23 protein-coding genes and 1 other RNA gene are annotated in these 26,336 nt (G+C 55.1%); 12 read left to right on the plus strand and 12 right to left on the minus strand.

Annotated features, from left to right (window positions below; translation table 11 throughout):
• Positions 1-5 precede the first annotated feature (5 nt).
• Positions 6-977: an ADP-ribosylglycohydrolase family protein gene (locus FUA23_RS05535; RefSeq protein WP_147929732.1), complete on the plus strand. Its 972-nt coding sequence runs from the start codon at positions 6-8 to the stop codon at positions 975-977.
• Positions 978-1,141: 164 nt separating this feature from the next.
• Entirely contained in the window at positions 1,142-1,915 is a 774-nt protein-coding gene (locus tag FUA23_RS05540) for an ADP-ribosylglycohydrolase family protein (RefSeq protein ID WP_147929733.1), read from the plus strand.
• 203 nt (positions 1,916-2,118) lie between these two features.
• Here the strand turns inward: FUA23_RS05540 and FUA23_RS05545 are convergent, their stop codons facing one another.
• A complete protein-coding gene (locus FUA23_RS05545) occupies positions 2,119-2,541 on the minus strand; it encodes a GldM family protein (RefSeq protein ID WP_187270901.1) in 423 nt (140 codons plus the stop codon).
• A 731-nt stretch (positions 2,542-3,272) separates the two neighbouring features.
• Here FUA23_RS05545 and FUA23_RS05550 point away from each other — a divergent pair.
• On the plus strand, positions 3,273-4,307 hold the full coding sequence (locus tag FUA23_RS05550; protein WP_147929735.1) for a hypothetical protein: 1,035 nt from the start codon (positions 3,273-3,275) through the stop codon (positions 4,305-4,307).
• A gap of 66 nt (positions 4,308-4,373) precedes the next feature.
• Here FUA23_RS05550 and hutG read toward each other — a convergent pair whose 3' ends face one another.
• The 4 genes from hutG to hutH form a co-directional block, all read right to left on the minus strand.
• The gene (hutG, locus tag FUA23_RS05555) at positions 4,374-5,336 is read right to left on the minus strand and encodes a formimidoylglutamase (protein ID WP_147929736.1); all 963 of its coding nucleotides are present in this window, start codon (positions 5,334-5,336) and stop codon (positions 4,374-4,376) included.
• On the minus strand, positions 5,309-6,538 hold the full coding sequence (hutI, locus tag FUA23_RS05560; RefSeq protein WP_147929737.1) for an imidazolonepropionase: 1,230 nt from the start codon (positions 6,536-6,538) through the stop codon (positions 5,309-5,311). The genes hutG and hutI overlap by 28 nt, the downstream gene beginning before the upstream one ends.
• Positions 6,539-6,601: 63 nt before the next feature.
• A complete protein-coding gene (locus FUA23_RS05565; RefSeq protein WP_147929738.1) occupies positions 6,602-8,599 on the minus strand; it encodes a urocanate hydratase in 1,998 nt (665 codons plus the stop codon).
• Positions 8,600-8,785: 186 nt separating this feature from the next.
• Positions 8,786-10,339 carry a histidine ammonia-lyase gene (gene hutH / locus FUA23_RS05570; RefSeq protein ID WP_147929739.1) on the minus strand — a complete coding sequence of 518 codons (1,554 nt, stop codon included), beginning with the start codon at positions 10,337-10,339 and terminating at the stop codon, positions 8,786-8,788.
• Positions 10,340-10,544: 205 nt separating this feature from the next.
• Here hutH and FUA23_RS05575 point away from each other — a divergent pair, with 205 nt between their 5' ends.
• Positions 10,545-11,423 (plus strand): LysR family transcriptional regulator, encoded by an 879-nt coding sequence (locus FUA23_RS05575; RefSeq protein WP_147929740.1) that lies wholly within the window; start codon positions 10,545-10,547, stop codon positions 11,421-11,423.
• A gap of 10 nt (positions 11,424-11,433) precedes the next feature.
• Here the strand turns inward: FUA23_RS05575 and FUA23_RS05580 are convergent, their stop codons facing one another.
• Entirely contained in the window at positions 11,434-13,173 is a 1,740-nt protein-coding gene (locus FUA23_RS05580; protein WP_147929741.1) for a purple acid phosphatase family protein, read from the minus strand.
• A gap of 203 nt (positions 13,174-13,376) precedes the next feature.
• Between FUA23_RS05580 and glyA the strand changes: the two genes are divergently transcribed.
• Positions 13,377-14,648 (plus strand): serine hydroxymethyltransferase, encoded by a 1,272-nt coding sequence (gene glyA / locus FUA23_RS05585; protein ID WP_147929742.1) that lies wholly within the window; start codon positions 13,377-13,379, stop codon positions 14,646-14,648.
• A 170-nt stretch (positions 14,649-14,818) separates the two neighbouring features.
• On the opposite strand, the gene FUA23_RS05590 is transcribed toward glyA, so the two are convergent.
• The gene (locus FUA23_RS05590; protein WP_147929743.1) at positions 14,819-15,274 is read right to left on the minus strand and encodes a DUF1772 domain-containing protein; all 456 of its coding nucleotides are present in this window, start codon (positions 15,272-15,274) and stop codon (positions 14,819-14,821) included.
• 177 nt (positions 15,275-15,451) lie between these two features.
• On the opposite strand from FUA23_RS05590, the gene rnpB reads away from it, so the two are divergent.
• The 5 genes from rnpB (at position 15,452) to ppgK (ending at position 18,942) form a co-directional block, all read left to right on the plus strand.
• Positions 15,452-15,859, plus strand: an RNA gene (rnpB, locus tag FUA23_RS05595) — RNase P RNA component class A.
• A gap of 190 nt (positions 15,860-16,049) precedes the next feature.
• Complete coding sequence (locus FUA23_RS05600; protein WP_147929744.1) at positions 16,050-16,418, plus strand: hypothetical protein; 369 nt, start codon at positions 16,050-16,052, stop codon at positions 16,416-16,418.
• A gap of 54 nt (positions 16,419-16,472) precedes the next feature.
• Positions 16,473-17,120 carry a peptidylprolyl isomerase gene (locus FUA23_RS05605; RefSeq protein WP_147929745.1) on the plus strand — a complete coding sequence of 216 codons (648 nt, stop codon included), beginning with the start codon at positions 16,473-16,475 and terminating at the stop codon, positions 17,118-17,120.
• A 50-nt stretch (positions 17,121-17,170) separates the two neighbouring features.
• Positions 17,171-18,049 carry a peptidylprolyl isomerase gene (locus FUA23_RS22715; protein ID WP_319923259.1) on the plus strand — a complete coding sequence of 293 codons (879 nt, stop codon included), beginning with the start codon at positions 17,171-17,173 and terminating at the stop codon, positions 18,047-18,049.
• Positions 18,050-18,177: 128 nt separating this feature from the next.
• The gene (gene ppgK / locus FUA23_RS05615) at positions 18,178-18,942 is read left to right on the plus strand and encodes a polyphosphate--glucose phosphotransferase (protein ID WP_147929746.1); all 765 of its coding nucleotides are present in this window, start codon (positions 18,178-18,180) and stop codon (positions 18,940-18,942) included.
• Between the two features lie 238 nt (positions 18,943-19,180).
• Here the strand turns inward: ppgK and FUA23_RS05620 are convergent, their stop codons facing one another.
• The 5 genes from FUA23_RS05620 to FUA23_RS05640 form a co-directional block, all read right to left on the minus strand.
• A complete protein-coding gene (locus tag FUA23_RS05620) occupies positions 19,181-20,728 on the minus strand; it encodes a sodium:solute symporter (RefSeq protein WP_147929747.1) in 1,548 nt (515 codons plus the stop codon).
• A gap of 78 nt (positions 20,729-20,806) precedes the next feature.
• Positions 20,807-21,121: a thioredoxin family protein gene (locus FUA23_RS05625; RefSeq protein ID WP_147929748.1), complete on the minus strand. Its 315-nt coding sequence runs from the start codon at positions 21,119-21,121 to the stop codon at positions 20,807-20,809.
• 124 nt (positions 21,122-21,245) lie between these two features.
• Positions 21,246-23,333 carry an SPOR domain-containing protein gene (locus FUA23_RS05630; protein WP_147929749.1) on the minus strand — a complete coding sequence of 696 codons (2,088 nt, stop codon included), beginning with the start codon at positions 23,331-23,333 and terminating at the stop codon, positions 21,246-21,248.
• 129 nt (positions 23,334-23,462) lie between these two features.
• Complete coding sequence (locus FUA23_RS05635; protein WP_187270902.1) at positions 23,463-24,257, minus strand: class I SAM-dependent methyltransferase; 795 nt, start codon at positions 24,255-24,257, stop codon at positions 23,463-23,465.
• A 2-nt stretch (positions 24,258-24,259) separates the two neighbouring features.
• Positions 24,260-24,625 (minus strand): HesB/IscA family protein, encoded by a 366-nt coding sequence (locus FUA23_RS05640; protein WP_147929751.1) that lies wholly within the window; start codon positions 24,623-24,625, stop codon positions 24,260-24,262.
• A gap of 159 nt (positions 24,626-24,784) precedes the next feature.
• On the opposite strand from FUA23_RS05640, the gene FUA23_RS05645 reads away from it, so the two are divergent.
• The gene (locus FUA23_RS05645; RefSeq protein WP_147929752.1) at positions 24,785-25,327 is read left to right on the plus strand and encodes a DUF7935 family protein; all 543 of its coding nucleotides are present in this window, start codon (positions 24,785-24,787) and stop codon (positions 25,325-25,327) included.
• Positions 25,328-25,475: 148 nt separating this feature from the next.
• Positions 25,476-26,309: an alpha/beta fold hydrolase gene (locus FUA23_RS05650; protein ID WP_147929753.1), complete on the plus strand. Its 834-nt coding sequence runs from the start codon at positions 25,476-25,478 to the stop codon at positions 26,307-26,309.
• Positions 26,310-26,336 lie beyond the last annotated feature (27 nt).

The following is a 26,336-nucleotide window of genomic DNA, read 5'->3' on the forward strand; positions in this document are numbered from 1 at the left end:
CCACTATGAACCCAATAACCACCGCCCTCCTCGGCCTATCCGTAGCGGACGCCATCGGCGTCCCCGTAGAATTTCAGACCCGGAGCGAACTGGATAAAAACCCGGTGACCGACATTCGGGGCTACGGTACGTACTACCAGCCGCCGGGCTATTTCTCCGACGACAGCAGCCTGGCCTTCGGCCTGGCGGAAAGCCTGGCTACGGGGAGCTTTGATTTGGTGGATCAGTCGAAACGGTTGATCAACTATAAACACCACGGTTACTGGACCCCCAATGATGAAATCTTCGACATCGGCATGACGACCAGCCGGGCCATCGACCACCTGGGAAACCTGTTCCGGAACAATAAAACCTCAGAACTGAGCACCCTGCACCAAAGCGCCAAAGAATCTGACAACGGCAACGGCGCCCTCATGCGCATCTTCCCGCTCTACGCCTACCTGCGCGACAAGCCCGTGGCGGAGTGGATCGCACCCATCTGGCAGCATTCGGCGCTCACGCACGGGCACATCCGTTCGGTGTGTTGCTGCTTTTTGTACCTGCGTTTTTGCCATCACATCGTTACCGCTGAGAAGAAGGAGAAAGCATTGGAGCTGGCCCGCCGGGAGCTGCTCGATTTCCTGATGGCAGCTAATCTGCCCCTCGAGGAACTCGATACTTTAGCGACGCTCATCAAGGCGGACTTTGCCAGGGTGGCGCGCACGCAGGTGCGGGGTTCGGGTTACGTGGTGCAAAGTTTGGAGGCCGCGCTCTGGTCCATCTTCAATGCTGACAACTACCGCGACACCGTCCTGAACGCCGTAAACCTGGGCGAGGATACCGACACCACCGCCTGCATCGCAGGCGCCCCCGCCGCACTGCTCTACGGTGTAGAATCTATCCCCGCCAACTGGCTGGAAGCCCTCGCCCGCCGCGAAGAGATCATCGACTTAGGAGACAGGTTAAATGCCACCTACCCCACACCCAACGTGCGGTAGCAACGTAACACCTTTCACACCTCCAATTCGCGGCAGCCCTAACGAACCAAAATCCTGTCCTTAACCAAAGACTCCGAAGGAGTCAAACGTACCCAACTCCGGATGGAGTCAGTCGCAAAGCGACTACGTAATCCGGGGTTCTTCCGAACGCAAAGCAGAGAAATATGAAAGGAGCCATCCTCGGAGACATCATCGGCAGCCGCCTCGAACGCAACGGTGCCAAAGACTACGACTTCGACCTCTTCACCACCGAGTGCCACTTTACCGACGACACCGTACTTACCGTCGCCGTTGCCGACGCCATCCTGAACCAACTCGATTACGGCGAGACCATCAAAGACTACGCGCTCCGTTACCCCGACGCCGGTTACGGCGGCACCTTCAAAAAGTGGATGCGCGATGAACTCGAAGAAGAATACTCCAGCTGGGGCAACGGTTCCGCCATGCGCGTCAGTCCCGTCGGCTGGCTCTTCAACGACATAGAATCGGTGCTTCGCGAAGCGAAAGCATCTGCGCTGCCCACCCACGGCCACCCGGAAGGCGTGAAGGGTGCTCAGGCGATTGCCGCTGCGATCTTCCTCGCCCGGCAGGGCGGCGGCAAAGAAGACATCCGCCAGTACATCACCGAGACCTTTGGGTATAACCTCCGCCGCACCATCGAAGAAATTCGGCCGGACTACGCTTTCGACGTGAGCTGCGCCGGTTCCGTCCCTGAATCCATCATCGCTTTCCTCGACTCCAAAGATTTGCTCGACAGCATCCGCCTGGCCATTTCCCTCGGCGGAGACACCGACACCCAGGCGGCGATGGCAGGGAGTATTTCGGAGGCTTTTTACGGCCCGGTTCCAGCTCCGGTTGAAGAGGTGATGAATGCCTTTTTGCCGGATGAATTTATTGACGTGATCGGGATGTTTGAGCGGGCGCTTCAGGTTGGGTGATTTGTTCCGCAGCCTTCAGGCTGCGCTGAAACTTTTCCTCAAGGCTTTCACACTGTATTTTTGAGAGTGTTTGCGGGCGTTTAGTGCGCTTATCAGCTGTCATTTACCCGTAGGCCCGGGTTTGCTTTGCAGCTGCCTACGGCGGTCAGCCGGAGGCTTGACAGCCTAAATTTCAAGCCTCCGGCTGAAGCCGGGCCTACTGATTACTTCAACTCAAAACTCAAGGTCTCCCCTACTTGGTCCACGAGTGCGCCGGGGCATCGGTAGCGGATTTTGGTGAAGATGTAGCGATTGCCGGGTTGGGCTTGATCAATAAGTGCCCGGGCTTCAGGCTCGTACTTGCCGCCTTCGTTTGTCACAATTTCGGCGTCGTTGCTTGTAGATATCCGGATGATCTCGTAGCTGATCGTCTTACAGACGGCACAAATATCAAAGCCTTCAATTTGGGCATATAGGCCTTGCTGTGATTTGAAAACAATAGTTCTAACCCATTCCGTAGTCTTAGGGCCATAATTGCCTACTCTAGGTACGGCTGGTAAAGGCTTCGTGTTGAATTGATATTGTTCTCTTGTCCCGTCTTCCAGCGTCACGGTAATCTCAACAAAGCCTGACTCAGCAGAGCGCAATCTGAAGCCGTAGTTAGTTTGACTTATCTCTAAGGGTATTGCTTCTGGCTCTTTCTCGTCACCATAAGATGGCCGTACGTCAGGTTTACAAACTATAGTTTACGGGAGGCTTCACGCAGACACATAGATTTGAAGTGAATTTACGTTAACACCCGCTATTCAGCAAGTAAAGACCTTTTTTTGTGAATTAAACACCATTTCTACCTATTAACCCTATTAATACGCTCTGTTTGAAAACCTGAATTTTCAGGGCGGGGCCGCAGGTGCAATAATTGTTCTTCAGGCTTCAGCCTGAAAGGGTTCCACTGCAAGAAACAGCCCGGTTACTACCTGCTTTCCTATCCTTCAGCCGGAGCTTCACAACTCCAAGCCTCCGGCTGACCGCCGTAGGCAGCTGCGAAGCAAACCCGAGCCTACTGATCAACTTATCCTTCCTCCAACTTCCACCGATTACCCGGTACACACGATTTCTGCTCTCCTCAGGTTGCAGGAGGTACGCCTCGGGCATATCCCGCTTCACTACATCGTTCCCCCTTGCGGGTAAAACCACCTGAACCATCAGGTACTAATGCCTGAGTTGGGCGTTTCGCGATACGGTAAAGCAGCAAGAGTTGATACATTGGATCAGCGTACCAAAAGTAACCTGGCAGGTTTCTCCTCCTTTCCTGAGAAAGGTGACGCCTTTTTCCTTCGAGCACCGCCCTCCTGTACTAACCCATACTTCTTCTATCATGAAATTTACAAGCCACAAGCAAGCTGCACCAGGCTGGATCGGAGGATTCGAGCAATCGAATCCTGCTTTTCCTTATCCCAACCCAAAGGCCAACGATCCCCTCCCGGACCTCTCGTCGCTCCTGATGGAGCAAAACATGACCCACATCAACCTGCTGACGCGTCAGCAGAATGTTCAATGGCCGGAGTTCAGTTGGGAGACCGTTCCTGGCATTCCTGATTCACGGTGCTACCAGATGTTTTCGCCCTACATCTCCCGGCTGGGCTACACCGATACGGGCAAGGTCTATTCCATCATTTGCCCTCAGCAAGGTTTATGGATCAAAGGCTTCGGTACACTGAACGTAGAAGTAACCGTAACGGGCAACCGTGGATGGGTCGACGAAGACACCCGGGAGATTTATGCCGATATGACCGTCGAACCAAAAATCTGGTTCAGCCCCGACATCGAACAAAGCCCGTTAGGAAAAACAGCCTGGACCATCTTCGAATCCCTTTCCGCCCAGTGGCCTTTCCCCAGCAACAAGCAGCAAGCTATTCAGCTCAACACCTATAACCCACAGGTACCCGGACAAAAAATCTTCCCGCTGCTGCGCTGGACGACAACCGACTTCCCCGTTCCGACATTCGCACAACACTACGATGAAGCCTGGAGCGTAGCGAACCTGGAGGTAAAAATTGGAGAGCCTCAACCAACAACTTCCACTTTCGTCGACGACTTCAACCGTCTTGTGATGAATGTTTTCAATGCCGGCTCCGGTAACATGCTCCTCGCCGACAACGTTTTGGCCTGGAACGTCTGGTTCAATGCACCAGAACTCGTCGACACGGAAGAATGGGCCGAACACGCCGAAAAATGGAGAACATCCATCGACGTTAAGCACACCGCACCCACCGGGTCCGGAAGCACACCAAAGTTCTTCAGCGGCAAAGAATTTACCGTCGAGGACTCTTTGATCGAAGCAGCCGTAATGGACTTGATGCACTTCCTCTTGAAGCACGCCTTCGACAAGCACAGCCAGATGGTGCACTAAAGCTATCGACTAAGTGAAGTAAGATCGGGAGGGTAAGGGGAGCAATTCTCTCGCCCTCCCGGTACTTCACCCCCGCAAAATCACATCCACCAGCCCGGCCGCAAGGCGCGCCGTGCTTCCGTCTACATCAAAGACGGGATTCATCTCAGCCAGGTCAACGGAAATGACCTTGCCGGAGGCAAGCAAATATTCAAGTACCGCCATCACGAAGGCCGGGCTGAAGCCATAGGGCGAAGGCGCACTCACCCCCGGTGCGTAAGCCGAAGAGAAGCCATCAAGATCAATACTGAGGTAAACGTGGTCGTTGCGATCCAGAAAGCGTTCAAGGGTGTGGATGATGGTCGGCAATTGATAGGTCCGACAGTGCTGTGCCAAGACGTACTCCACCCCGTAGTCCTCTGCGATGGTGAACAGTTCAGCAGTGTTCGCTTGCTGCTGGATTCCGAGGACGAGATAATCCACCAGCCCTTCGTCGAGGATCTGGTTGAAGGGAGTACCGGAATTGGGCTCGCCGGTCACCGGTCGCAAATCAAAATGGGCGTCGAAGTTGATGATACCGACGTTTTTACCTTCCGTTGCCGCTCTGATACCACAAAAATGACCGTAAGCAACGTCATGGCCTCCGCCGAGAACAATCGGTACCTGTCCGGCTTCGATCTGGTGCAACACCATCAGGGCAAGTTGCATCTGAGCGTTCTCCAGCTCTTCCCCTACACAAACGACGTCACCGTAGTCTACAACGGTTTTTTCAGCATGGTGCCAGGCCATGCGCGCGATCCGTTCCCGAACCGACTTTGCACCCGCGGCCGCGCCCAAACGCCCCTGATTCCTACGTACACCTTCTTCGCAGACGTACCCGATGATACCGAAACCGGCACCCGGCAACAGTCCTTCAGACCAATTTCTGAGCTGAACGTTCTGGTACCAGTACTGCGCGCCCTGCTCGGGAGTGGTGGTCCGGCCCGTCCAGACTTCGGGGTCAGGTGCGCGGTAAGCATCAGCTACATGATCGACAATCCATTTTTCCATACCCGGTTTGGTTTTAATTGACCTTGTTGGTAAAGTATTTCGCGGTAATCGGTGGTGGGGAAGGCGATGAAATCAGCCAATTGACCGGAGGACAGCCTCCCCCTGTCTCCCAACCCCAGCGCTGCCGCCGCCCGAAAGGTAAGGCCCGCCAGTATTTCGGCGGTGGTCAATTTTTCAAAAGTCCCCAGAATAGCGGCCTGGGTGAGCAGGTCGCCCATCGGCGCGGAACCGGGATTCCAGTCTGAGGCGATGGCCAGAGAAGCCCCGGCGTCCAGCAGCCTGCGGGCGGGCGTGAAAGCGCAACCAAGACCAATGGACGCGCCGGGCAGCGCAACGGGGATGACGTCGCTCTGCGCCAGCGCAGCAATTTCTTTTTCTCCGGAGGCTTCCAGGTGATCCACGCTCAGAGCGCCGACGTCGATGGCCAGCTGGCTGCCCCCGGTCGTGAACTGGTCTCCGTGGACGGTAATGTTGAAGCCCTGATTTTTCAGGCGCTCTAAAAATGATCGGCTGTGCTCCGGAGTGAAGGCGCCGCCCTCAACGAAGATGTCGAACCGGCCAGCGAGTTGCTCCGCCTCAACAACCGGCACGATGTTTTCCAGAATGGCCTGTAGCCATGCGCGTTCGTCACCGATTTCGGGCGGGATGACGTGCGCCGCCAGACAAGTGGGAACGACATCGGCAGCATGAGCATCGCCCGTAGTTTTGATGATGCGCAGCATCCTCAATTCCTGGTCAACGCTAAGGCCGTACCCCGATTTCACTTCGATGGTGGTGACGCCATTGCCGAGGTGACGGTCGAGCCGGGTCTTTAAGGAGTTGGCCAGTTCGTCGTCGGAGGCAGCCCGGGTTTTTCCCATCGTGTCTTTGATGCCGCCGCCGGCGGCACCGATTTCCTGGTACGTTTTACCCGCGTTGCGGGCGGCATAATCCATCGCCCGGCTCCCGGCGAAGAGCAGGTGCGTATGGCAATCGGTAAAACCGGGAAGGCAGACAGTATCGCCCGCTATTTCATGGACTTCGACGCCTTTGCCTGAGGTTTCTTTACGCAACTCTTTGAAGTTACCAACTGCGATGATCTTACCCTCTTCGGTTAAGATGCCCGCATTGGGGATGATCTTCAGCTGGTCGTCGGAGAGTTTTCCTCTGAGCGGAAGATCGGTAAGGGGAAGTAACTGAGTGAATGGTCCGGTAAGGGTCATAACGGTGGGTTGTGCGCCTCCGGCGCAATTTCAGGCAGATCGCGCCGGAGGCGCTCGCCCCAATCAGGTGAAAGATAGTTGGTCCAAAAGCTTTTCGTCGACGAGTTCAGAGGTCGTCACCCGCAACTCCGGCGTCCGTTCCATTTCGCGTTCAATGGCAAATTTCGCCTCCGGGTTCCTTGCCCAGCTGCGGCGGGCGATGCCGTTGTTGACATCGAAAAAGAGCATATTACGCAACCGCTTTTCTGCGGCGTCGGAGCCATCGAGCAACAGCCCGAAGCCGCCGTTGATGACTTCGCCCCACCCCACTCCGCCACCGTTGTGGATCGAAACCCAGCTGGCACCTCGGAAGCTGTCGCCGATAACGTTGTGGATTGCCATATCGGCGGTAAACTGGCTACCGTCGTAGATGTTGCTCGTTTCGCGGTAGGGCGAGTCGGTGCCGGAAACGTCGTGGTGGTCGCGGCCGAGTACGACCGGGCCAATCTCCCCCGCCCTGATGGCCGCATTAAAAGCCGCAGCGATCTTCAGCCGGCCCATTGCGTCGGCGTAGAGGATGCGCGCCTGAGAACCAACAACGAGTTTATTCGATTTTGCATCCCGGATCCAGGTGATGTTGTCTTGCATCTGCTGCTGAATTTCCGGAGGAGCAACGTTCATCAGCTCCCCGAGTACTTCACCGGCGATGCGGTCGGTGGCATCGAGGTCTTCCGGTTTGCCGGAGGTGCAAACCCAACGGAAGGGCCCGAAGCCGTAGTCGAAGCACATCGGCCCGAGGATGTCCTGCACGTAGGAGGGGTAACGAAAATGAATATCATCTTCGGCCATCACCTTAGCTCCTGCCCGGGAAGATTCGAGGAGGAAGGCATTACCGTAGTCGAAGAAATAGGTTCCTTTCCCGGCGTGAGCGTTTACTGCTGCGGCGTGGCGACGCAGCGTAGCCTGCACGGCTTCTTTGAAAGCATCCGGATCACTGGCCAGCAGATCGTTTGCGGCGTCGAAGCTCATACCTACGGGGTAGTAGCCACCGCTCCAGGGGTTGTGCAGCGAAGTTTGGTCGGAACCGACGTGGACGAAAAGGTCTTCGTTAAGGAAGTGTTCCCACACGTCGACGACGTTTCCGATGTAGGCGATCGACTCTGCCCGTTCAGCCATCATTGCATCCCGCGTGCGCGCCACCAGATCGGGCAGATTATCAACCAGGGTATCTACCCAGCCCTGTTCGTGGCGCTTTGTGGCGGCAGCCGGGTTCACTTCGGCGCAGACCGTCACGCAGCCCGCAATGTTCCCCGCCTTGGGTTGAGCGCCGGACATTCCGCCGAGGCCGGCGGTAAGAAAGATTTTGCCCTTCGGGTCGGCCTTGATTTTACGGAAAGCGTTCATCACCGTGATCGTCGTGCCGTGCACGATTCCCTGCGGACCGATGTACATGTACGAGCCGGCCGTCATCTGGCCGTACTGCGTTACCCCCAGGGCGTTGCCGCGCTCCAGGTCGTCCGGGCTGCTGTAATTCGGGATCGTCATACCGTTGGTGACTACCACGCGTGGCGCGCTTTCCGACGACGGGAACAGTCCCATCGGATGGCCGGAGTAGAGGTGCAGCGTCTGCTCGTCGGTCATTTCCGCCAGGTACTTCATCGTCAGGCGGTACTGCGCCCAATTCTGAAAAACAGCTCCGTTGCCGCCGTAGGTGATCAGTTCGTGCGGGTGCTGGGCCACGGCGGGGTCCAGGTTATTCTGGATCATGAGCATGATCGCAGCCGCCGTTTTCGAGCGTGCCGGATATTCATCGATCGGCCGGGCGTGCATCGCGTAATCAGGTCGGTAGCGGTACATGTAGATGCGGCCGAATTGCTTCAGTTCAGCGAGGAATTCAGGCGCGAGCGCAGGGTGCAGAGAGGGGTTGAAATAGCGGAGGGCATTCCGCAAAGCGAGTTCTTTTTCGGCGGGAGTGAGGATGTCCTTGCGCCGGGGAGCATGGGAGACTTTGTCTTCGTAAGGCTTTGGCTCTGGTAGGTGAGCCGGGATGCCTTCTAGTATTTGTTGGTGGAAATTTTTCATTGGCTGAACCCCCTCCCCAACTCCTCCCCACCGGGGAGGGGCTTTCGGGAAATCTCTATGCGATTTATTAGGGTAAGTTTGGTCGTTACAGGATAAATTTTGCGATAAAGGATGATCTTACAACGCCAAATTGCGAAGCAATTTAAATGCTCCCCCTCCCCCGTGGGGAGGGGCTGAGAGAGGGAGTTAAAACACCTCGAAATCAACGTCGAAGCCACTAAACCCCTCCGGCCCATACTCCGCTACAATCTCGAGCAATTTGCCACTCCGGATGATCTCTTCGGCCTTCAGCAGATCTTCGCCGTAAATGCGATCTGCCGCAGCGTGCTCGATTTGCCCGCGGACGTGAGCATGGACCGCCTCCAGGGTAGCACTCGATTTGAGCGGCCGGTGAAAATCCAACGCCTGCGAAGCGCAAAACAATTCGACCGCCAGGATTTTGCGGAGGTTACCACATACCCGCAGGGTTTTCCGGCCGGAGATGGAGCCCATGCTCACGTGGTCTTCCTGCCCCAGCGAAGTGGGGATCGAATCCGCCGAAGCGGGGAAGCAAAGGCTTTTGTTTTCGCTCACCAGGGCTGCGCCGGTGTACTGCACGATCATCAGCCCGGAATGGAGGCCGGTGTCTTTCACCAGTAATTTCGGAACCGACCCTGAAATGCCGTACAACGAGAAATAGCTCCGCCGGTCGGAGATGCTGCCCACTTCGTGCGCGGCCAGGCAGGCGTAATCCATCGGCAACGCGATGGGCTGACCGTGGAAGCTCCCCCCGCTGATGATGAGCTCTCCGTTGATCACTACCGGGTTGTCCGTTACGGAGTTCAGTTCGGTTTCTACGATCTCTTTGAGGTGCAGCCAGGCGTGGCGCGATGCACCGTGCACCTGAGGTGCACACCTCAGCGAGTAGGGGTCCTGCACGCGGTCGCAATTGATGTGAGAAGCGTTGATTTCGGATCCCGCCAGAAAATGAGCCATCCTTGCCGCCACGTGTGTATTCCCCTTATGCGGCCGGGTCGCGTGCAGTGCCGGATGGAAAGGCATTGCGGAGCCCAGCAAACCGTCGACCATGAGAGCGGCGATCAGATCGGCGTGGCTGAGCAACGATTGCAGTTCTTCCACAATCGTCACAGCGTGAGCAAGCATAAACTGGGTACCGTTAATCAGGGCCAGCCCTGCCTTCGGGTGCAAATCCAAAGGCTCCATGCCGTGGGTTTTCAGTACACTCGCGGCGGGCTGACGGTTCCCTCCGTAAATCACCTCCCCCTCCCCGATCAGGGGAAGAAACAGATGAGAAAGCGGAGCCAAATCTCCCGAGGCTCCAACGGAGCCCTGCTCAGGAACGACCGGAATCACATCGTTGTCGATGTGCCAGCAAATCCGTTCAATGACGTATAGAGCGATCCCCGAATAGGCCTTGCACAAAGCATGAACCTTCAGGATCAGCATCAACTTAGCCAGTTCCGTCCGGATGGGCTCCCCCATCCCTACGCTATGGCTCAGCAGCAGGTTACGCTGCAGGGCAACGGTCTCTTCCGGCTTGATCCGTTTGTTGCACAGCGGCCCGAAGCCGGTATTGATTCCGTATACGGCACTGTCTGCCGCTGCAATCTGCAAAACAGTAACATGGGACGCTTCGATCCGTTCGATGGTCTCCTGTGAAATAGCGGTGGATAGTTCACCGCGGGCAATGGCGAGAGCCTTGCCCGCAGTCAGGTGATCCTGGCCGTAGCTGAATGGCATACAATAAAAATGGAGGTGGGATAAATGCGGGCGGAGCTCCCTGAAAGTTCAATCCGTTTAATTACCGTTATATATCACTTATTGGATATTGACCTATAGCATCTGAGGGCTCCGACCCGGAGAAAAATCATACTTGTTAAATCATTGCAAAGATGAGCCCGACAAACGATACCGCACAAGATCAATTTTTACTATATTGATACCCATGAGTTATCAATTAGAACTTCGCCACCTTCGTTACTTCCTTGCTGTAGCCGAAGAACTGCACTTTCGGCGGGCAGCCGACCGGCTGTTCATCTCTCAACCGGGCCTCAGCCGGCAGATCAAACAGTTGGAAGACCAGCTCGGTTACCCTCTGTTCGTGCGCACCAACCGGACCGTAAGTCTCACTCCGGCAGGAATCTATTTGCAGACCGAAGCAGCGAACATTCTTCAGAAACTCGATGGTGCCCTGCACCACGCCCGCGCCCTGCACGAGGGCCAGGAAGGGCGCTTAAATTTCGGTTACGTTGGTTCTGCGATGCAGAACATCATTCCCGAACTCTTGCTCCGCTTTCGTAAAGATTACCCCAAGGTGATTTACGGGCTCGACGCAATGGGCAATCAGGAACAGATTGACCGCCTGCTCACCCGCGACATCGACCTGGGCTTCGTACGCCTCGACGCCGTACCCCGCGAACTGGCCAGTAAGCCGCTCTTCGTCGATACCTTTTCCATCGTTTTGCCCGAAGACCACCCCGTATCAGCCGAAAACTATACGGGCATTCATCAACTGGCGGAGGAGCCCTTCATACTTTTCGATCCCGGTTACAGCCAACCTTATTACGATAAAGTGATGGAGATATTCACCGATGGCGGCCTGAAGCCTAATGTTTCTCACCGGACGGTTCACGCTACTACTATTTACCGCCTCGTCGAGAATAAGTTCGGGCTCTCCATCGTGCCCACCTCACTGAGGATGGGATACCGTATGGACGTAAAGTTCATCGAGCTTACCGACATTCCTCAGCGGACTACCCTCTCGGTCATATGGCGCAAGGACAACGAGAACCCGGCCTTAAAGAACTTTGTAGAACTGCTGTAACCGCTAATTACTATTGCAGAATATACTTAGCGACTACTTTCCCGCCGCCTCGTATGACCAGTTTCATTCCTCCTGCGCGGGGCAGCGCGGGCAACTCCACCTCTTCGGAGTAAGGGCCTGGCCCGCGTACGGGGAGTTTTTGCTGCCACAACAGGTTGTTCCCGGCATCGACTACAATGATGTGTGGCTGGCCGTTAACCGGCATTCGAAAGTCGACCTTTACGATACCCCGCGCATCGCGCTGCAGGATAGCCGGCGGTGGCGGGCTGGTGCTTTGCATCGAGGGCGTGCGGTCGGTGAGTGGGTTTCCTGCTCCGGGGTTGCCACCGGGTGCGTGTTCCCTGAAAGGAATCCGGACTACCTCGCCGGTACCCCGAGGTTCCCAGAACTCCATTCCGGGAGGTATCTGGAACCGGGCAGCCGGGTTCACTTCCACCGACGCACCGGCGGACCGGTCGATATCCACCGTCCGGATTTGCATCTGGCTTCCGTCCAGCCAGATCCACTTGAACTGGTTGAAGCGGCCGCTGGCTCTCGTCCAGGGTTTGTCGTCATTATTAGCCCGCAGGGGCGCTCCCCAGCAGCCCTCCCCTACGTAGACCGTTCCCCGCACATCATCACGGATGAAGCCTTCGCTTGATCCGGGTGCTCTGCTCGGGCGAATCGGCCAGGTTTGTTTCACCGTGTGAGCATCAGACTCGACCACAAGGTTTACCCCGTAGCGGGCAAACTGAGTAGCCCAGAGCGTGATCAGTTCGTCGCGCTCCGGCTTCGAGGCAGTATGCGGCCGCATGGCGTGGTGGTACTGGGCAATTTTCCAGGACGTTTTGGTGCGGGACAGGTCGGCCGTAAGCCAATTCAGTTGATGCCCCCCCGGCGGGAAACTGCTGTTGAGAGTGTAAGTACGCAGCAGGTTTCCGCCGAAGCTCAGAGCGTAGTAAACCTCCTGGTGCGGGGTATCGAAGAGATTGTAGATAGAGGAATTGGCCCGTTCGTGGTTGCCGCGGGCGGGCACGATGGGAGTCAGCCGGCCGTCGCTACTGATGGTGAGTTGCCAGTCGTCAAACCAATCCTGCCATTCCCTGGGGGTGTCGGTATTGGTCATATCTCCGCCGAAGAGCACGAAGTGAGGGCGGAGCTTGCTCACCAGTCGGTTTCCCCGTACGGCTGCCGGGCGGTTGTTGCGGCTGTCTCCGCCGGCGATAATGCTGAGTGGTTGGTCCGGGCTGTTGGGCGGGGTTTCAAAGATCATCCGCTTACTCACGCTATTCTCATCAACGACCAGGAAGTAATAAATCGTTCCGGGTTGCAGGCCTCCCAACCGCACAAATACGTTTTGCATGCCCGCGTGGTTGATTCTGCGGGCGGGGTTAGCCGATTGGCGGTAGGCATTTACCTCCCGGTCGTGGTCTTGCGTATCGTAAACCACACGGGCGTTAGAGGCGCCGTAGATTTCGAAACCGATCGTCATGGTGGTTGCCGGATCATCGCGCCAGGTAAGCCGGTAGCGGCGGGTAGCCGACGACAGGCTCAGGGAATAAAGCATGCAGGCAAGTAGCAACAGAAGCATCAGGCGGGGCCGCAGGTGCAGTGAACGTTGGGAGAGAATGCGTACGGAAGCGGGGGCTGCGCCCCGCACTTTCATCGGGCCGGACACGGCCGGATACCGATCACCCTGAACCTGCGTTTGCGCCCATTGCTGCATGATCGAACAGGAAAACCGAAAGAGAGGTAAGATTTGCTGGGGCATAAGGAAGTGAAAATACGTAGGGACGTTGCAAAGATAACTTACGGATTGAGGTCTGGCGCTTGGTGGTCACGGTGTCCGCTACCTGAAAAATCGTAGAAGTCTAACAATTTTATTGATCGGTGAATTGCCACGGCGGACATTATAAGGCGTAATTTTGCATTTTTATAATGCAGCTCAGCCAGGGCTGCCAAATGAACTCTGATATGAGCCGCGACACCGCTGTTTTCTCCCTCATCGAACGCGAACTTGAACGCCAGCGCAACGGCATCGAACTGATTGCTTCGGAAAACTTTACTTCCCAGGCCGTAATTGACGCCATGGGCAGCTGCCTGACCAACAAATACGCCGAAGGTTACCCCGGCAAACGCTACTACGGCGGCTGCGAAGTAGTGGATGAAATTGAGCAACTCGCCATCGATCGCCTCTGCGAACTTTTCGGTGCCGAGTACGCCAACGTACAGCCCCATTCCGGAGCCCAGGCCAACGCTGCCGTTTTTCTCGCCTGCCTGAAGCCCGGAGACAAAACCCTCGGCTTCAGCCTCGCCCACGGCGGGCACCTCAGCCACGGCCACCCGGCCAACTTCAGCGGTAAGCACTTCGAGGCTCACTTCTACGGCGTAGAAGAAGCAACCGGAATGGTAGACATGGACAAAGTCGCCGAAAAAGCCCGCGAAGTACAACCAAAGATGATCATCTGTGGCGCTTCTGCCTACAGCCGCGACTGGGACTACGCCCGCTTCCGCGAGATCGCCGACGAAGTCGGCGCCATCCTGCTGGCCGACATCGCCCACCCCGCCGGACTCATCGCCGCCGGACTACTGAACGATCCGCTGCCCCACTGCCACATCGTGACCTCCACCACCCACAAGACCCTGCGCGGCCCGCGCGGCGGCATCATCATGATGGGCAAAGATTTCGACAACCCCTTCGGTCGCGTTTTCAAGAAGAGCGGCAAGCCCTTCAAGATGAGTCGCATCCTGAACGGTGCCGTATTCCCCGGCATGCAGGGCGGCCCGCTGGAGCACGTGATTGCCGCCAAAGCCGTCGCCTTCGGCGAATCCCTCACCCCAGAGTGGAAAGAATACGGTAAGCAGGTGATCAAGAACGCCCAGGCGATGGCCCAGGCCCTGGTCGACAAAGGCTACCACATCATCAGCGGCGGCACCGACAACCACTCCATGCTCATCGATCTGAGCAATAAGGACGTGAACGGCACCCAGGCCGAAGACGCCCTGAACGCAGCGCACATCACCCTCAACAAAAATATGGTCCCCTTCGATAAGAAGACGGCCATGAACCCTTCCGGCATCCGGATCGGTACGGCCGCCATCACTACCCGCGGCTTCACCGAAGCCGACTGCGTAAAAACGGTAGAATGGATTGACCGGATCATCCAGGACATCGAAAACCCGGCGGTGGTGGAAGCTGTACGGGGAGAAGTCCACGCCTTTATGGCCGGGTTCCCGCTTTATTAGGAAAGTAACGTTCTTTCGCTACCAGCGATTGGATTTAGAAAAATGGCCCTGGCCCTGCTTTTGTAGGGTTGGGGCTTTTTTTGTGGGGGTGCTGCGGTTTGGGGTTGTATGCTTCCCCTCAGCTGCAACCACTTTAAAATAGAAATTCTGATTATTAATTTCCTGGCAACCTATTCCCCCTTCCCGAAGGCAAGTACCAGGAAGAGAAGAGAAGCCCCTTCGAGACCGACCCTTCCCCAGTGCCATTGCCTCCAGGTGATCAGCTCATTTTTGAGTGCGGCCTCGTTGAAGGCCGCCTGGTAAAACAGCTCGTTGGCTTCTTTGAAGTACACGTAAAAGCAGGCAACAAAAGCTACGGCAAATAAGGCGGACACCAGCGCGAAGCCCCGACCGGGAGACCGGGAACGAAAGTAGATTATCGATAAGATGATGGGGACGAGTGCGGCAATCACCGTCAGTACCGTATAGAAGCGCCCGATGGCGGGGCCGAAGGTGTTATAGTAGGCGTAGAAATCAGGGGCAGGCAACGACTGCCAGTACGGTACCAGCAGAACACCTTCGGTAATCTGGCTGCCCAGAAAAACGGAGAATAAGACAAGCAGAATATATTTAAGATGGTCGTTCATGTTCAGGTGTATTTACTTTGACGTCGTGCTCCGGGCGGGCTCGGGTATTCCTTCCGTTAAACGTGGTAATCTTATGGAAGGATGGTTTTTTACCACAGATTCACCGCAGGAGAACCAACCTGTAATTACCCGCCGGCCAACCAATTCTTCTTAAGGATTGTTCCTACACAGCAATTCTGGCCCACTTCACCGCTTGCGGCACCTTTAGGGGATGACCGCAAGAGGAAAGTCCGGGCAACGCAGGGCACCACGCCGGCTAACGGCCGGGGCTTCGTATTCTTTCGGGGGTGCGAGGTACGGAAAGTGCCACAGAAAGCTATACCGCCTTCCTCTTTCGGGAGGGAGGTAAGGGTGAAAACGTGCGGTAAGAGCGCACGACGCTCCGTAGCAATACGGAGGGTGGGTAAACCCCGTGGGTTGAAATACCACGCAGTATTGTTGCCTCCGGGCAGTCGTCGGCTCCGGCGATCTTTACGGGCGATACGGGTAGGTAGATTGAGTCCGTCAGCAATGGCGGATCTGGATAAATGGTGAAGCTCTCCGCCTTGGCGGAGATGACAAAACCCGGCTTATCGGAGCCACGAATTGCAATAATGACGGCCTGGCCGACGCTCCAACGTCGACGCCGGGCCGTCGCCTTTTTGAACCGGGCCCAAAACCGACAATGCACCTGCGGCCGCGCCCGTATTTTATTCCCCTCGGTCGCATGAGGTGAAAATCACCTGCTGTGGCCGGGGGGAGTATATCTTTGCCTATTCAAAAAAATAATCACTCCGTGGAAAACTGGGAAGAAGACTTCGAATATGAACGGGTACGCCACTACATCAAGCAGCGGTTTCAACGTCCGGTACTGCCCAATATGGACGCGATGCTGTTCCTGATCGGTGTGCAGGAACTCGGCCGCTGGAAAGAAGGTTTTACTAAAGAGGAAAAACAGGACCTGATGCACATTGCGGTCTGCCGTCTGTTTGCCGTCGACGGCCATTATGAATTCATTGGCCGCGACGACGAAGGATGGCCTCATTACAAGCTGACGAGCAAGATCCCGCCCAAGGACCTTTCCGGGCAGGAACAACTCCTGAAGACCAAAATTGTGGCTTACTTCAAAGAACTTGAAGCCGAAGAGGGCCTGCTCGACTCCTGACACGGTAACCTCCAACTCTTTCCTTACCTTTGGCCACCAATTAAATAAGCTACTATGCGCCAGTTGATAAACTTTGCATTATTCGCCTTAATCCTTACCGTCTTCGCCGCCTGCGGAAACAATGGACAAGGAACCACCCTTGAGATCAAGACCAATAAAGGTGACATCACCGTTCTCCTGTTCGATGAAACCCCGAAGCATAAGGAAAACTTCATCAAACTGGCCAACGAAAATTACTACGCCGGCACTCTCTTTCACCGCATCATCAAAGACTTTATGATTCAGGGAGGAGACCCCAATAGTGTAGGAGCAGGCCCCAACGCCGCACTCGGTGGTGGCGGCCCGGGTTACCTCATCGACGCAGAGATTGGCCAACCTCACCTGCGCGGTGCCCTTGCCGCGGCCCGTACCAACAATCCGCAAAAAGCGAGCAGCGGCTCACAGTTTTACATCGTTACCGGAGTACAACAAAGCGAAGCCACGCTGGACCAGTACGAAAAGATGAAAGGCATCAAATACAGTGAAGCACAACGCCAGGCTTACATCGCTGAAGGCGGCCGCCCTGACCTGGACATGGAGTACTCCGTTTTTGGTCAGGTGCTTTCAGGAATGGATGTTGTTGATGCCATCGCAAGCGTTCCTACCGGACGTGCAGACCGCCCGGTGGAAGACGTTGTTATCGAGAGCGTTACGGTACAGTAAGCTCTCCCCCTCCTGTTATTAAGTTATCCCCCACTACAAAAAATATTCCCTTGCGTCATTTATTTGCTCTCTTGTTTCTGGCCGTCCTGTTCAGTCACTGTTCAGCCCCGAAGCCCGCTTTTTCGGCTAACCGCCAAACGGTTGTTGCCGCCGACACCGTGTCCTTCAAAAACATGTCGGAAAAAGCAGTTTCTTACTCCTGGGATTTCGGTAACGGGGAAACCAGCACCGACGCCCGCCCGGTTCACAGGTACTTCCGCTCCGGTGATTACACCGTAACGCTGACGGCAACCGACGAAAAAGGCAAGTCTAAATCTATCACTCAACTCATCAACGTGACTCCTCCAAAAGAATGTCTCATCCGCATCGAGACCCCAATGGGCAATATGCTCGCACGCCTTTCTGATGCAACCCCTCAACACCAGGACAATTTTGTAAAACTGGTAGAGCAGAACTACTACGACGATCTGCTTTTTCACCGGGTTATTAATGGCTTCATGATTCAGGGCGGAGACCCCAACAGTCGCGGAGCAAGTGCCAACGCCCGTTTGGGCTCAGGAGGCCCCGGTTATCAGATTCCTGCGGAATTTGTTGACAGCCTCGCGCACGTGAAGGGAGCACTGGCTGCAGCCCGTACCAACAACCCGCAGAAAGCGAGCAGCGGCTCACAGTTCTACATTGTAGATGGCCGCAGCGTTACGGACGCGGAGTTGAACAAGCAGGAGTCTTCCACAGGCGTTCGCTACCCCAGCGATGTCCGTGAAAAGTACCTTGAAGTAGGCGGCGCGCCTTTTCTGGACCAGGGATACACTGTATTTGGTCAGGTGATCGAAGGGCTCGATGTGATCGACAAAATTGCAGCGACCAAAACCCTCTCAGGAGATCGTCCGGAGGAGGATGTGTGGATGAAAATCAGCCTGGTCAGGTAAGCTATTATTCCTCGTTTCCCTGACAATTGTCCTTATGGCAATTCATTTGATATAAAAACGCTTCGTTTTTGAACGGCTATGCCTTAGTTTTCGGAGCATGAATATTTAGACCTTCATACTTACCGATCATGAATAAAAATAGAATTCTTGGCATTGACGTTGGCGGAACAGGCGTAAAAGGCGCCATTGTGGATGTAGAAACCGGAACTCTCCTTACGGAACGTATCCGGATACTTACCCCTCAACCAGCGACTCCCAAGGCAGTCGCCGCTACTATTCAGAAACTGGTGAATGAGTTTGAATACGAGGGGCCTGTTGGGGTCGGATTCCCAGCTATCGTCCGCCATGGTGTAGCCGCGAGTGCGGCCAATATCGACAAGAGTTGGATCGGAACGAACATAGAGGAAACCTTCAGCGAGAAAACAGGATTGCCTTTTTTTGCACTGAATGACGCCGATGCCGCAGGCATCGCCACCATAAATTTTGGCGCAGGCAATCCTTACGCAGAGGATGGCGTCGTCGTTATGGTAACCATTGGTACCGGCCTTGGCGGAGCCCTCTTCGTTGACGGAAAACTGATGCCCAATTTAGAGATCGGTCAGATATACCTGAAGAACCAGAAGGTCGTCGCCGAAAAATATATCTCCAATAAAATCCGCAAGGATACCAACATGAGTTGGTCTGAGTTCGGTAAGAAATTCAATAAATTCCTCTCTCACGTAGACGGAATCCTCAATCCCGACCTCATCGTTTTAGGCGGAGGAGCGAGCAAGAGTTTTTCCGAATTCAAGCGTCACCTCAAGACGAATGCCGAAGTTAAGGCAGCCACGCTGGCTAACGCCGCCGGCACGGTCGGCGCCGCCGTATACGCCGCTCAAAGAATCGGAAAATAAGAAGGGTAGGGCGGTCTGCCGTGGGTTGCCCTCTCTGTGGTGGTTAAGATCTGCTCCCGAACCCTCTCCCCACGGGGGGAGGAGGTATTGAAAACGCTACGCGTTTTGGGTTACAGTCTGTTAGCGGAGACTATTATTTCGAGCTAAAAGCTTAATATCTAATCCTATGCGTTGGCCGTGGGGCTGGGGAGGGGGAGAGGTTTAAAAGCAGCAAAGCTACCCCCAGTACCCCAGCATGCTACTCGTCCTCCGGCTCGAAATCGCCAAAATCACTCAGCGCAACCAGCCCCAAAAAGGTAAGCAGCCCGTTGAAGGCGAGAATCAGAAAACCGAACTCGAACCCGAACAGCCATTCGACGGACTTAGCGTCGACGATCATCGAGATGATTGGTGAAGCGATGCACACCAGCAAAAGTGCCGGGATGCGCGTTTGGCCTAACAGTGTAACTTCCCTGACCCGAAGACGCGTAAACAACCCGAAAGCAAAAAGCCCCAACAGCGGCCCATAGGTATAGCCCGCCGCTTTAAACAGACTGTTGATAACGGCCCGGTCTCCGATGCTTTTGAAAGCGATAATCACTATAAACAGAAGGACCGAAAATCCGATATGAACGTAAAGCCTGCGCTTGCGATCGGCGGCGAGGGTAGCCGTGTCTTTCGCCTCGGCGGTGGGCTCGTTCATGCCCAGAAAGTCTACACAAAAAGAGGTAGTGAGAGCGGTCAGCGCACTGTCGGCACTGGAATATGCGGCTGCAATCAGGCCAAGAACGAACACTATCCCTGCTCCTGCGGGCAGGTGCCTCAAAGCAATACTCGGGTACAACTGATCGGATGCTTCCGGAATTTCCAACCCCACGCTTGTAGCGTAAATGTACAGCAAAGCCCCGAGGGACAGGAAGAGTAAATTGGCGAAAATGAGCACGAAACTGAAAGCCGCCATATTTTTCTGGGCATCCCGGAAGTTCGGCATACTCAGGTTTTTCTGCATCATGTCCTGATCCAGCCCCGTCATCACGATGGTGATCAGTGCTCCGCTGAAGAACTGCTTGAAGAAGTTGTTCGGATCCGTCCAGCCGCCTTCAAAGTAAAACACCTGACTGTAGTCGCTGTTGCTGATCAGTTCAATCATCCCGGAGAGGTCAGTCTCCAGCGCATTTCCTATGTAATATACCGTAAGGCCCGCCGCTAAGAGCATGCAAACCGTTTGTAGTGTATCGGTATAAACAATGGTTTTAATCCCCCCCTGAAAGGTATAAAGCCAGATCAGCACAATCGTGATAGCCACTGTTGCTGCGAACGGGATGTTGAGCGGCCCCGTCACAAACTCCTGAAGGACAATAGCGACCAGAAAGAGCCTGAAAGAAGCCCCGATTATTCTGGACAGCAGGAAGTAAAAGGCGCCGATCTTATAGGCATGAGGCCCGATACGCTGTTTCAGGTACTCGTAGATGCTGGTAAGCCCGAGTTTATAATAGAGTGGCAGCAGTACTGTTGCGATGAACAGGTAGCCCAGCAAATAGCCCAGCACAACCTGCATATAGCTGAACGCCTGGTTTGCTCCTCCTGCGCCTACCGCTCCGGGTACACTGATAAAAGTGACGCCCGAAAGGCTTGCACCAACCATGCCCAGCGCAACAAGCGGCCAGGGAGACTTCCGGCCCGCCAGAAAGAAAGATTCGTTCTTGCTTCCTTCGCCACGGCTCGTGAGAAAGGAGATGAGAACCAACACTGCAAAGTACACAGCGATGATGCCAACAATAGCGATCGGGGAAAGAGATGCGTTCATAGACTGAGCGCAATATAGTGATGTAGTTCGGGAGTCTTGCAGTTCGACATTAGAGGCAGCTGGAAGCGGGGGGTAAAATTAAGCCGAAAGCTTGGCCAACTCGGCCTTCAGTACACCTATCGGCTGCACCCCGGCTGCCCGGAATTTCATGTCTCCGTTCTGAAAGATCATGGTGGTGGGCATAGATGTAACTCCCAGTTTCTGGCACAGAGCCTCGTTGCGGTCTACGTCGATTTTCACAAGGCGAAGTTCATCTCCCAGGTCCGACTTCAGCTGACCAAGGATCGGGCTGTAAGCATGACAGGGGCCACACCAGGTAGCAAAAAAATCGATCAGAACCGGCGTTTCACCGTTGATCAGTTCGAGGAAGGAAGTGGTTTTCTTATCAGCCATTTTAATTTTCATTTTATAATTTCCTAACGCACCAAAGACCTCTTCTTTGTATCCGGCGCGTCGGGAAAGCCTGCACTATTAACATCTAACCCTGCCTTTGGGTTATTTGTGCTGGTTTTCTTGCCTAAAGCCGGACCAGCCCGTGGCGCACACCATTATCATACCGGACGGCGAAAGCGGAAGGGAAACCGCTGGACTGCACCCGTTTCAAGACCACCTTTGCCTCGGCAGAATCGGTGAAGTACCCAATAGTGATTCGTTGCAAACTCTTACCCGGGATGGGTTCCGACCTCAGGTTGCCGATCGCTCTGATCGACTCAAACTTTCCATCAGCGGCATTGAACTTACGTTCCGCACTGACCTGAATGCGGTACGCGACGGGGTCGTTATTCTTGGGCGAGGACGCAGGTGCAGGGGGAGGACCGGGGAGCGAGGGTGTAACAATCGTTGTTCCGGTCGTTCCGGCGGAGCCCGTAGTTGTTGTCGTGGTAGTCGGATTTTCGGGAGCGGACTGACTTTGTCCGAAACCGCCACCTTGCACCGGCGGCCGCGCCCCCTGATTGCCACCGCTTCCACTGGCATCACGTCGCAGAAAAACAGGCTGTCCGTACAGGGAAGACCCCGTTGCGCTTGTTTCCACCTGGTACTCGGTGCCATTATAGCCTTCCCGGCGAATAGCTACCCGGTACTTGCCCGCCGGGCGGAGTTCGAAATCATAAACACCGGTAGGAAAAGTTCTTCTTTCCAGTTCGATCACTCCGCCTTCGGGACTTAATTCATACAGGGTTATCTCTGCGCCGCTCAGTTCCGTTCCCGTTGTATTGTCGTAGACGATTGCTTTGAGCCGGGCGCGCGCCGCCCGAAAGTTGAGGGTATAGATGTCCGATTCCGTTGTATTGCTTTTAGTTTCCCCGTAGGCCCGGTTACTCGTCAGGTAGGCCCGGCCGCTGCCAGCGGCCAACGACAACCCATAATCATCGGCAGCTGAGTTGACCGGCTCTCCCAGGTTTTCCGGAGCAGAAAAACCATTGGGTCCGCCTGCCGATTTGAAGACGTCAAGGCCACCGTAGCCCGGGTGCCCGTTGCTCGAAAAATACAGGTAGCCCTCCTCCATATTGTAAGCAGGGGTTATTTCGTCGCTGACCGTATTGATTTCATTTCCAAGATTTACGGGACTGGAAAACGAAAGCGGATCATTGGGGTCTTGCTGTACGCTGAAGTAGAGGTCGAGGCCACCCCGACCGCCTGGGCGGTCGCTCGCAAAATACAGCACATTTCGTCCTTCGCGGTCGGTGACGATCCCGGGGAATGCGTTGTTACTGCCGGGCATATTTACAGCGGGGCCAAGGGCTACGGGCTGGGTCCAGGAACCCGAAACCGTTCGTTCCCCCCGGAAGATATCGCAACGATTGGTAGCGTCTTCTCCCGTGAGGCCGCTGCAAATCGTGAAGAAGAAGACCTTCCCGTCAGCAGTAAAGCTTCCCGTCCCGAAGCCCCCCTGAGCAATCACGGGAAATCCGGGCGGCACGGTGGCTTTAGTCCATTCTCTGGCCTGAAAGCGGCTTTGGTACAAACGGCTTTGGCCGCCGGCCGTACTCGTAAAAAACAGCTGATCACCGGCCACCGCAACGGGACCAAATTCATCTGCGCTGGTATTGATTCCCCGGCCCGGCCGGTCGATATCGATCGTGCCCTGGCCCGTCGGGCCAGACTGAGCCAGGCGGATACCAGCCAGTTCGTTGTTCACAATTTCCGTAACGATGGCGCGGTCGGCTCCGTTATAACTCTCCCGGAACAAACCCAGTTGGCGGCGGGCTTGCTCGTAGCGGCCATCCTGTTTCAGCGCCCGCCCGTACTGAAGGCCGAGCAACGGCCATTTCTGCTCGTCGGGCTCCAGTAGCTGGTAAGCATCCGCGGCTTTCTTATAATCCCGTACCCGGGCGTAAAGCTCTGCCGCTTTGAATAAGACCTCTTTCCTGTTCGGTTTCTGGTTGTAAGCCTTCCGGTAGTTTTCGGCCGCAGCGAGGTAGTTCCCGGCTTTGGTTTCCACCTCTGCATTTTTGATCAGTTTACTGTAAGGCAATTCTGCCTGAGTGGTAGTTCGTGGACCGCCGCAGGAAAACAGCAGGAACAGACACAATACCGGGATAAGGACACCGAGGGGCAGGGCTTTGCCTGCCGTTGGGCAGTTGAAGCGTGAATTGAAGATCATTGTTTGCTGGTTCTGTAGAAAAGCGTAAACTCAGGGAAAAGGTAGGGTATTTCGGGCGAATGAAATAAAAAGCTCTTTTCTTCGGCCATCGTAACCGGCCAACAGACTGTCTATGCTAAAAACCGGGCGTCAGGAAGGCTTATCCGCCACAAAAGCAACACAGGCCCACCGCACCGAATTTCCGCGTACATCCATCGGTTCTTCGAGGGGGAGCGGGTCCGTCCAGTTTTCGATGCTCCAGCCTTGTTGTTGCAGGTGGGAGAGAATTTTCACGGGCGGATGGGCAGTCCGCCACCCTTCGGGTTGCAGAAAATTGAGCGGGGAAGCCGTTATCAATCTTCCTCCGGGTTTCAAAACCCTGGCCCATTCTGCGAATGCGGCGAAGGGAGTCGGCAGCCGGTCGATAAGGAATGTATTGATGACAACATCAAGCGAAGCATCCGGGAAGGGGAGGAGCTCACCTTTTGCAAGCGCAAAACTCAGATTGGTCAGTTCATACCCTGCGAGCTCCGGTGTTCCCCAGCCGTAACGGATGAGATTGGGCCGCAAAGACGCGCCTTTCACCCAAAAATCCGTCGCCTGCCTCAGCATTTGGTAGCTGAGGTCGATGCCGTAACAATCCCACGATGTGTTGGCGTTGGCAATGTCTCCGATCAGCCTTCCTACGCTGCAACCTACGTCCGCGACCTTCAAGTGATCTCCGACAGACAAGTGATCCCTGATGTAATTCTGGAGCGGTTGAAAAGGGTAGGCCTGGTGCAGTTCATCCGCCAGGTGAAGTGCGGTCTGACGGGTTACCAATTCGTCGTACCGTTCGTAGACATCGGCTTTGAATTCTGCTTCACTTTTGTCGTAGAAAAACGGTACACCCCTTCGCGAAGACGAAGCGGGAGATAACAGATTTCCTTTTGGTGGTTCGGGCACGCTTAGGCGCTGAACGAGGACCCGCAGCCACAGGTATCCGTAGCGTTCGGGTTATTGAAGGTAAAGCCGCGGTTATTGAGGCCGGTTGCCCAGTCGATTTCCATACCAAGGAGGTACAGCGCGTGCCCGGGCTTCATAAGCACGGTTTCGTCGCCGATCTGGAACTGCTTGTCGTCTTCTTCCGGCAGATCGAAGCCGAGCTGGTACTCAAAGCCTGAGCATCCACCGCCGCGTACACCGATGCGGAGGAAGTGATCCTGCTCTACGTTGAGCTCAGCGCGCAACTCTTTGAGTTGCTCCAATGCTGAAGGCGTGATGGAGATGGGAGAAGTTGCTGATTTTGGGGCGGCGGAAATGTCAACGCTCATGGCGGGTAATTTTTACGGAGGCAAATTTACAAAGTTTACCTTTGCTGGCAGATTAAACATACGGGCAGCACTATTGGTTGATACCCGCACTGGCTTTGCTGCCGCGCACTGTCGCCAAACGGCGTTTTTGCAGGCTGTAAGGTGGAAAAAATAATTAGCATGGACCTCATAACGACTCTTGTTCTTCTCATCGGCTTCGCGATTATCTCGGGCGTTCTTTACAGCGTGATCAATAAAACATTGGACCAGCTCAACGACACGATCATTGCGCTCGTTCGCCGGGCCGAGGCGCCTCCGCAGGTAGTGGAGGCCGACGGTAAAGACAACTCCAACGCGCTGCGGCTTCAGGCGTGCGAACGACTAACGCTGATGCTGGAACGGATCAATGTTCCCAATTTGCTCCTTCGTCTTCCACCCGGCACCGGCGTCAGCGCCAAAGAACACACCGCGGTATTACTGATGACCATTCGTGAAGAATTTGAGTACAACGTAACCCAACAGATCTACGTAAGCGACGCGCTGTGGTCGATTATGATCCAGGCCCGCGACAACGTCAGCCAGCTGATCATCCGCGCCGCCGAAGGCGCCGAAACCGGAGAACAAGTCGCCAGCCGGCTACGGCTGATGAGTAGCCGCCAACCCGACGACGCGATCGGTTTGGGGCAGGCGGCAATCCGCAGAGAGGCAAGTTTAGTGCTTTAAAAAACGATAGAGCCCCACGCTTGCCCCCCTCTTCGAAGAACAAACGTGGCTCTTAATCAGTCCGTTAAGATTTGATCCTTTCGTGGCCCTACCGAACCCGGCAAGGTAGCCCTTGCGTACTAATGGCATAATCAATCCACAATTTGACATGCCATTTCTGACCAATAAAACCGCCGAAACCCCAGTCGATATCTTTTATGAAGACTATGGTTCCGGCCAACCCGTAATCCTGATTCATGGCTGGCCACTGAGCCACCGCGCATGGGAACCTCAGGTTCCCGACCTGGTTAACGCAGGGTACCGGGTCATCACTTATGACCGCCGTGGCTTCGGACTGTCCAGCTTTCCGTGGGACGGTTACGACTACAGTTCGCTGGCATCGGACCTCAACGAAATAATCAGCCAGCTGGAATTGAAAGACGCCGTCATCGTCGGCTTCTCGATGGGTGGGGGAGAGGTTGTCCGCTATTTCACCGACTACAACGGAAAGAACGTAGCCAAGGCTGCCCTGATCAGTTCCATCATCCCTCTCGTACCCCGGAAACCCGACAACCCGAACGGTGTTCCGGAAAAAGACCTGAAGGACATTATGGAGTCCCTGAAGAGCGACCGCGTCGGATTCCTGAAGCAGTTTCACAAAAACTTCTATAACTTCGACGACAACGAAGGCGAACGAATCAGTAAAGCACAACTGCATTACGATTGGAGCATCGCCAGCTACGCCAGCCCGAACGCAACCATCAAAACCGCAGAGAGCTGGGGAGGAACCGATTTTCGCCCGGAAATGAAGAACGTGACGGTCCCTACCCTGATCGTACACGGCACAGCCGACAACATCGTGCCCATCGAAACCGCCGGAGATCAGGCGACAGAAGGTATCCCAGACAACGAGTACCACAAAATTGACAACGCTCCGCACGGACTGGGTGTAACGCACAAGAAAGAGCTGAACAAACTCCTGCTCGACTTCCTGGCGAAGTGATCGCTCTGAATCGTTAAAGTTTAGTAC

The sequence above is a fragment of the Neolewinella aurantiaca genome, from assembly GCF_008014675.1.
In the GTDB taxonomy this organism is placed as follows: domain Bacteria; phylum Bacteroidota; class Bacteroidia; order Chitinophagales; family Saprospiraceae; genus Neolewinella; species Neolewinella aurantiaca.

What these genes read in the sequence shown, in the direction of transcription:
- FUA23_RS05565 (WP_147929738.1), bottom strand. Translation starts at nt 8,599, where the DNA reads ATGAAAAATTTCCACCAACAAATACTAGAAGGCATCCCGGCTCACCTA.
- hutG (WP_147929736.1), bottom strand. Translation starts at nt 5,336, where the DNA reads ATGGAAAAATGGATTGTCGATCATGTAGCTGATGCTTACCGCGCACCT.
- hutH (WP_147929739.1), bottom strand. Translation starts at nt 10,339, where the DNA reads ATGCCATTCAGCTACGGCCAGGATCACCTGACTGCGGGCAAGGCTCTC.
- FUA23_RS05625 (WP_147929748.1), bottom strand. Translation starts at nt 21,121, where the DNA reads ATGGCTGATAAGAAAACCACTTCCTTCCTCGAACTGATCAACGGTGAA.
- FUA23_RS05605 (WP_147929745.1), top strand. Translation starts at nt 16,473, where the DNA reads ATGCGCCAGTTGATAAACTTTGCATTATTCGCCTTAATCCTTACCGTC.
- FUA23_RS05630 (WP_147929749.1), bottom strand. Translation starts at nt 23,333, where the DNA reads ATGATCTTCAATTCACGCTTCAACTGCCCAACGGCAGGCAAAGCCCTG.
- glyA (WP_147929742.1), top strand. Translation starts at nt 13,377, where the DNA reads ATGAGCCGCGACACCGCTGTTTTCTCCCTCATCGAACGCGAACTTGAA.
- FUA23_RS05640 (WP_147929751.1), bottom strand. Translation starts at nt 24,625, where the DNA reads ATGAGCGTTGACATTTCCGCCGCCCCAAAATCAGCAACTTCTCCCATC.
- FUA23_RS05645 (WP_147929752.1), top strand. Translation starts at nt 24,785, where the DNA reads ATGGACCTCATAACGACTCTTGTTCTTCTCATCGGCTTCGCGATTATC.
- FUA23_RS05620 (WP_147929747.1), bottom strand. Translation starts at nt 20,728, where the DNA reads ATGAACGCATCTCTTTCCCCGATCGCTATTGTTGGCATCATCGCTGTG.
- FUA23_RS05575 (WP_147929740.1), top strand. Translation starts at nt 10,545, where the DNA reads ATGAGTTATCAATTAGAACTTCGCCACCTTCGTTACTTCCTTGCTGTA.
- hutI (WP_147929737.1), bottom strand. Translation starts at nt 6,538, where the DNA reads ATGACCCTTACCGGACCATTCACTCAGTTACTTCCCCTTACCGATCTT.
- FUA23_RS05590 (WP_147929743.1), bottom strand. Translation starts at nt 15,274, where the DNA reads ATGAACGACCATCTTAAATATATTCTGCTTGTCTTATTCTCCGTTTTT.
- FUA23_RS05540 (WP_147929733.1), top strand. Translation starts at nt 1,142, where the DNA reads ATGAAAGGAGCCATCCTCGGAGACATCATCGGCAGCCGCCTCGAACGC.
- FUA23_RS05550 (WP_147929735.1), top strand. Translation starts at nt 3,273, where the DNA reads ATGAAATTTACAAGCCACAAGCAAGCTGCACCAGGCTGGATCGGAGGA.
- FUA23_RS05535 (WP_147929732.1), top strand. Translation starts at nt 6, where the DNA reads ATGAACCCAATAACCACCGCCCTCCTCGGCCTATCCGTAGCGGACGCC.
- FUA23_RS05580 (WP_147929741.1), bottom strand. Translation starts at nt 13,173, where the DNA reads ATGCCCCAGCAAATCTTACCTCTCTTTCGGTTTTCCTGTTCGATCATG.
- ppgK (WP_147929746.1), top strand. Translation starts at nt 18,178, where the DNA reads ATGAATAAAAATAGAATTCTTGGCATTGACGTTGGCGGAACAGGCGTA.
- FUA23_RS05650 (WP_147929753.1), top strand. Translation starts at nt 25,476, where the DNA reads ATGCCATTTCTGACCAATAAAACCGCCGAAACCCCAGTCGATATCTTT.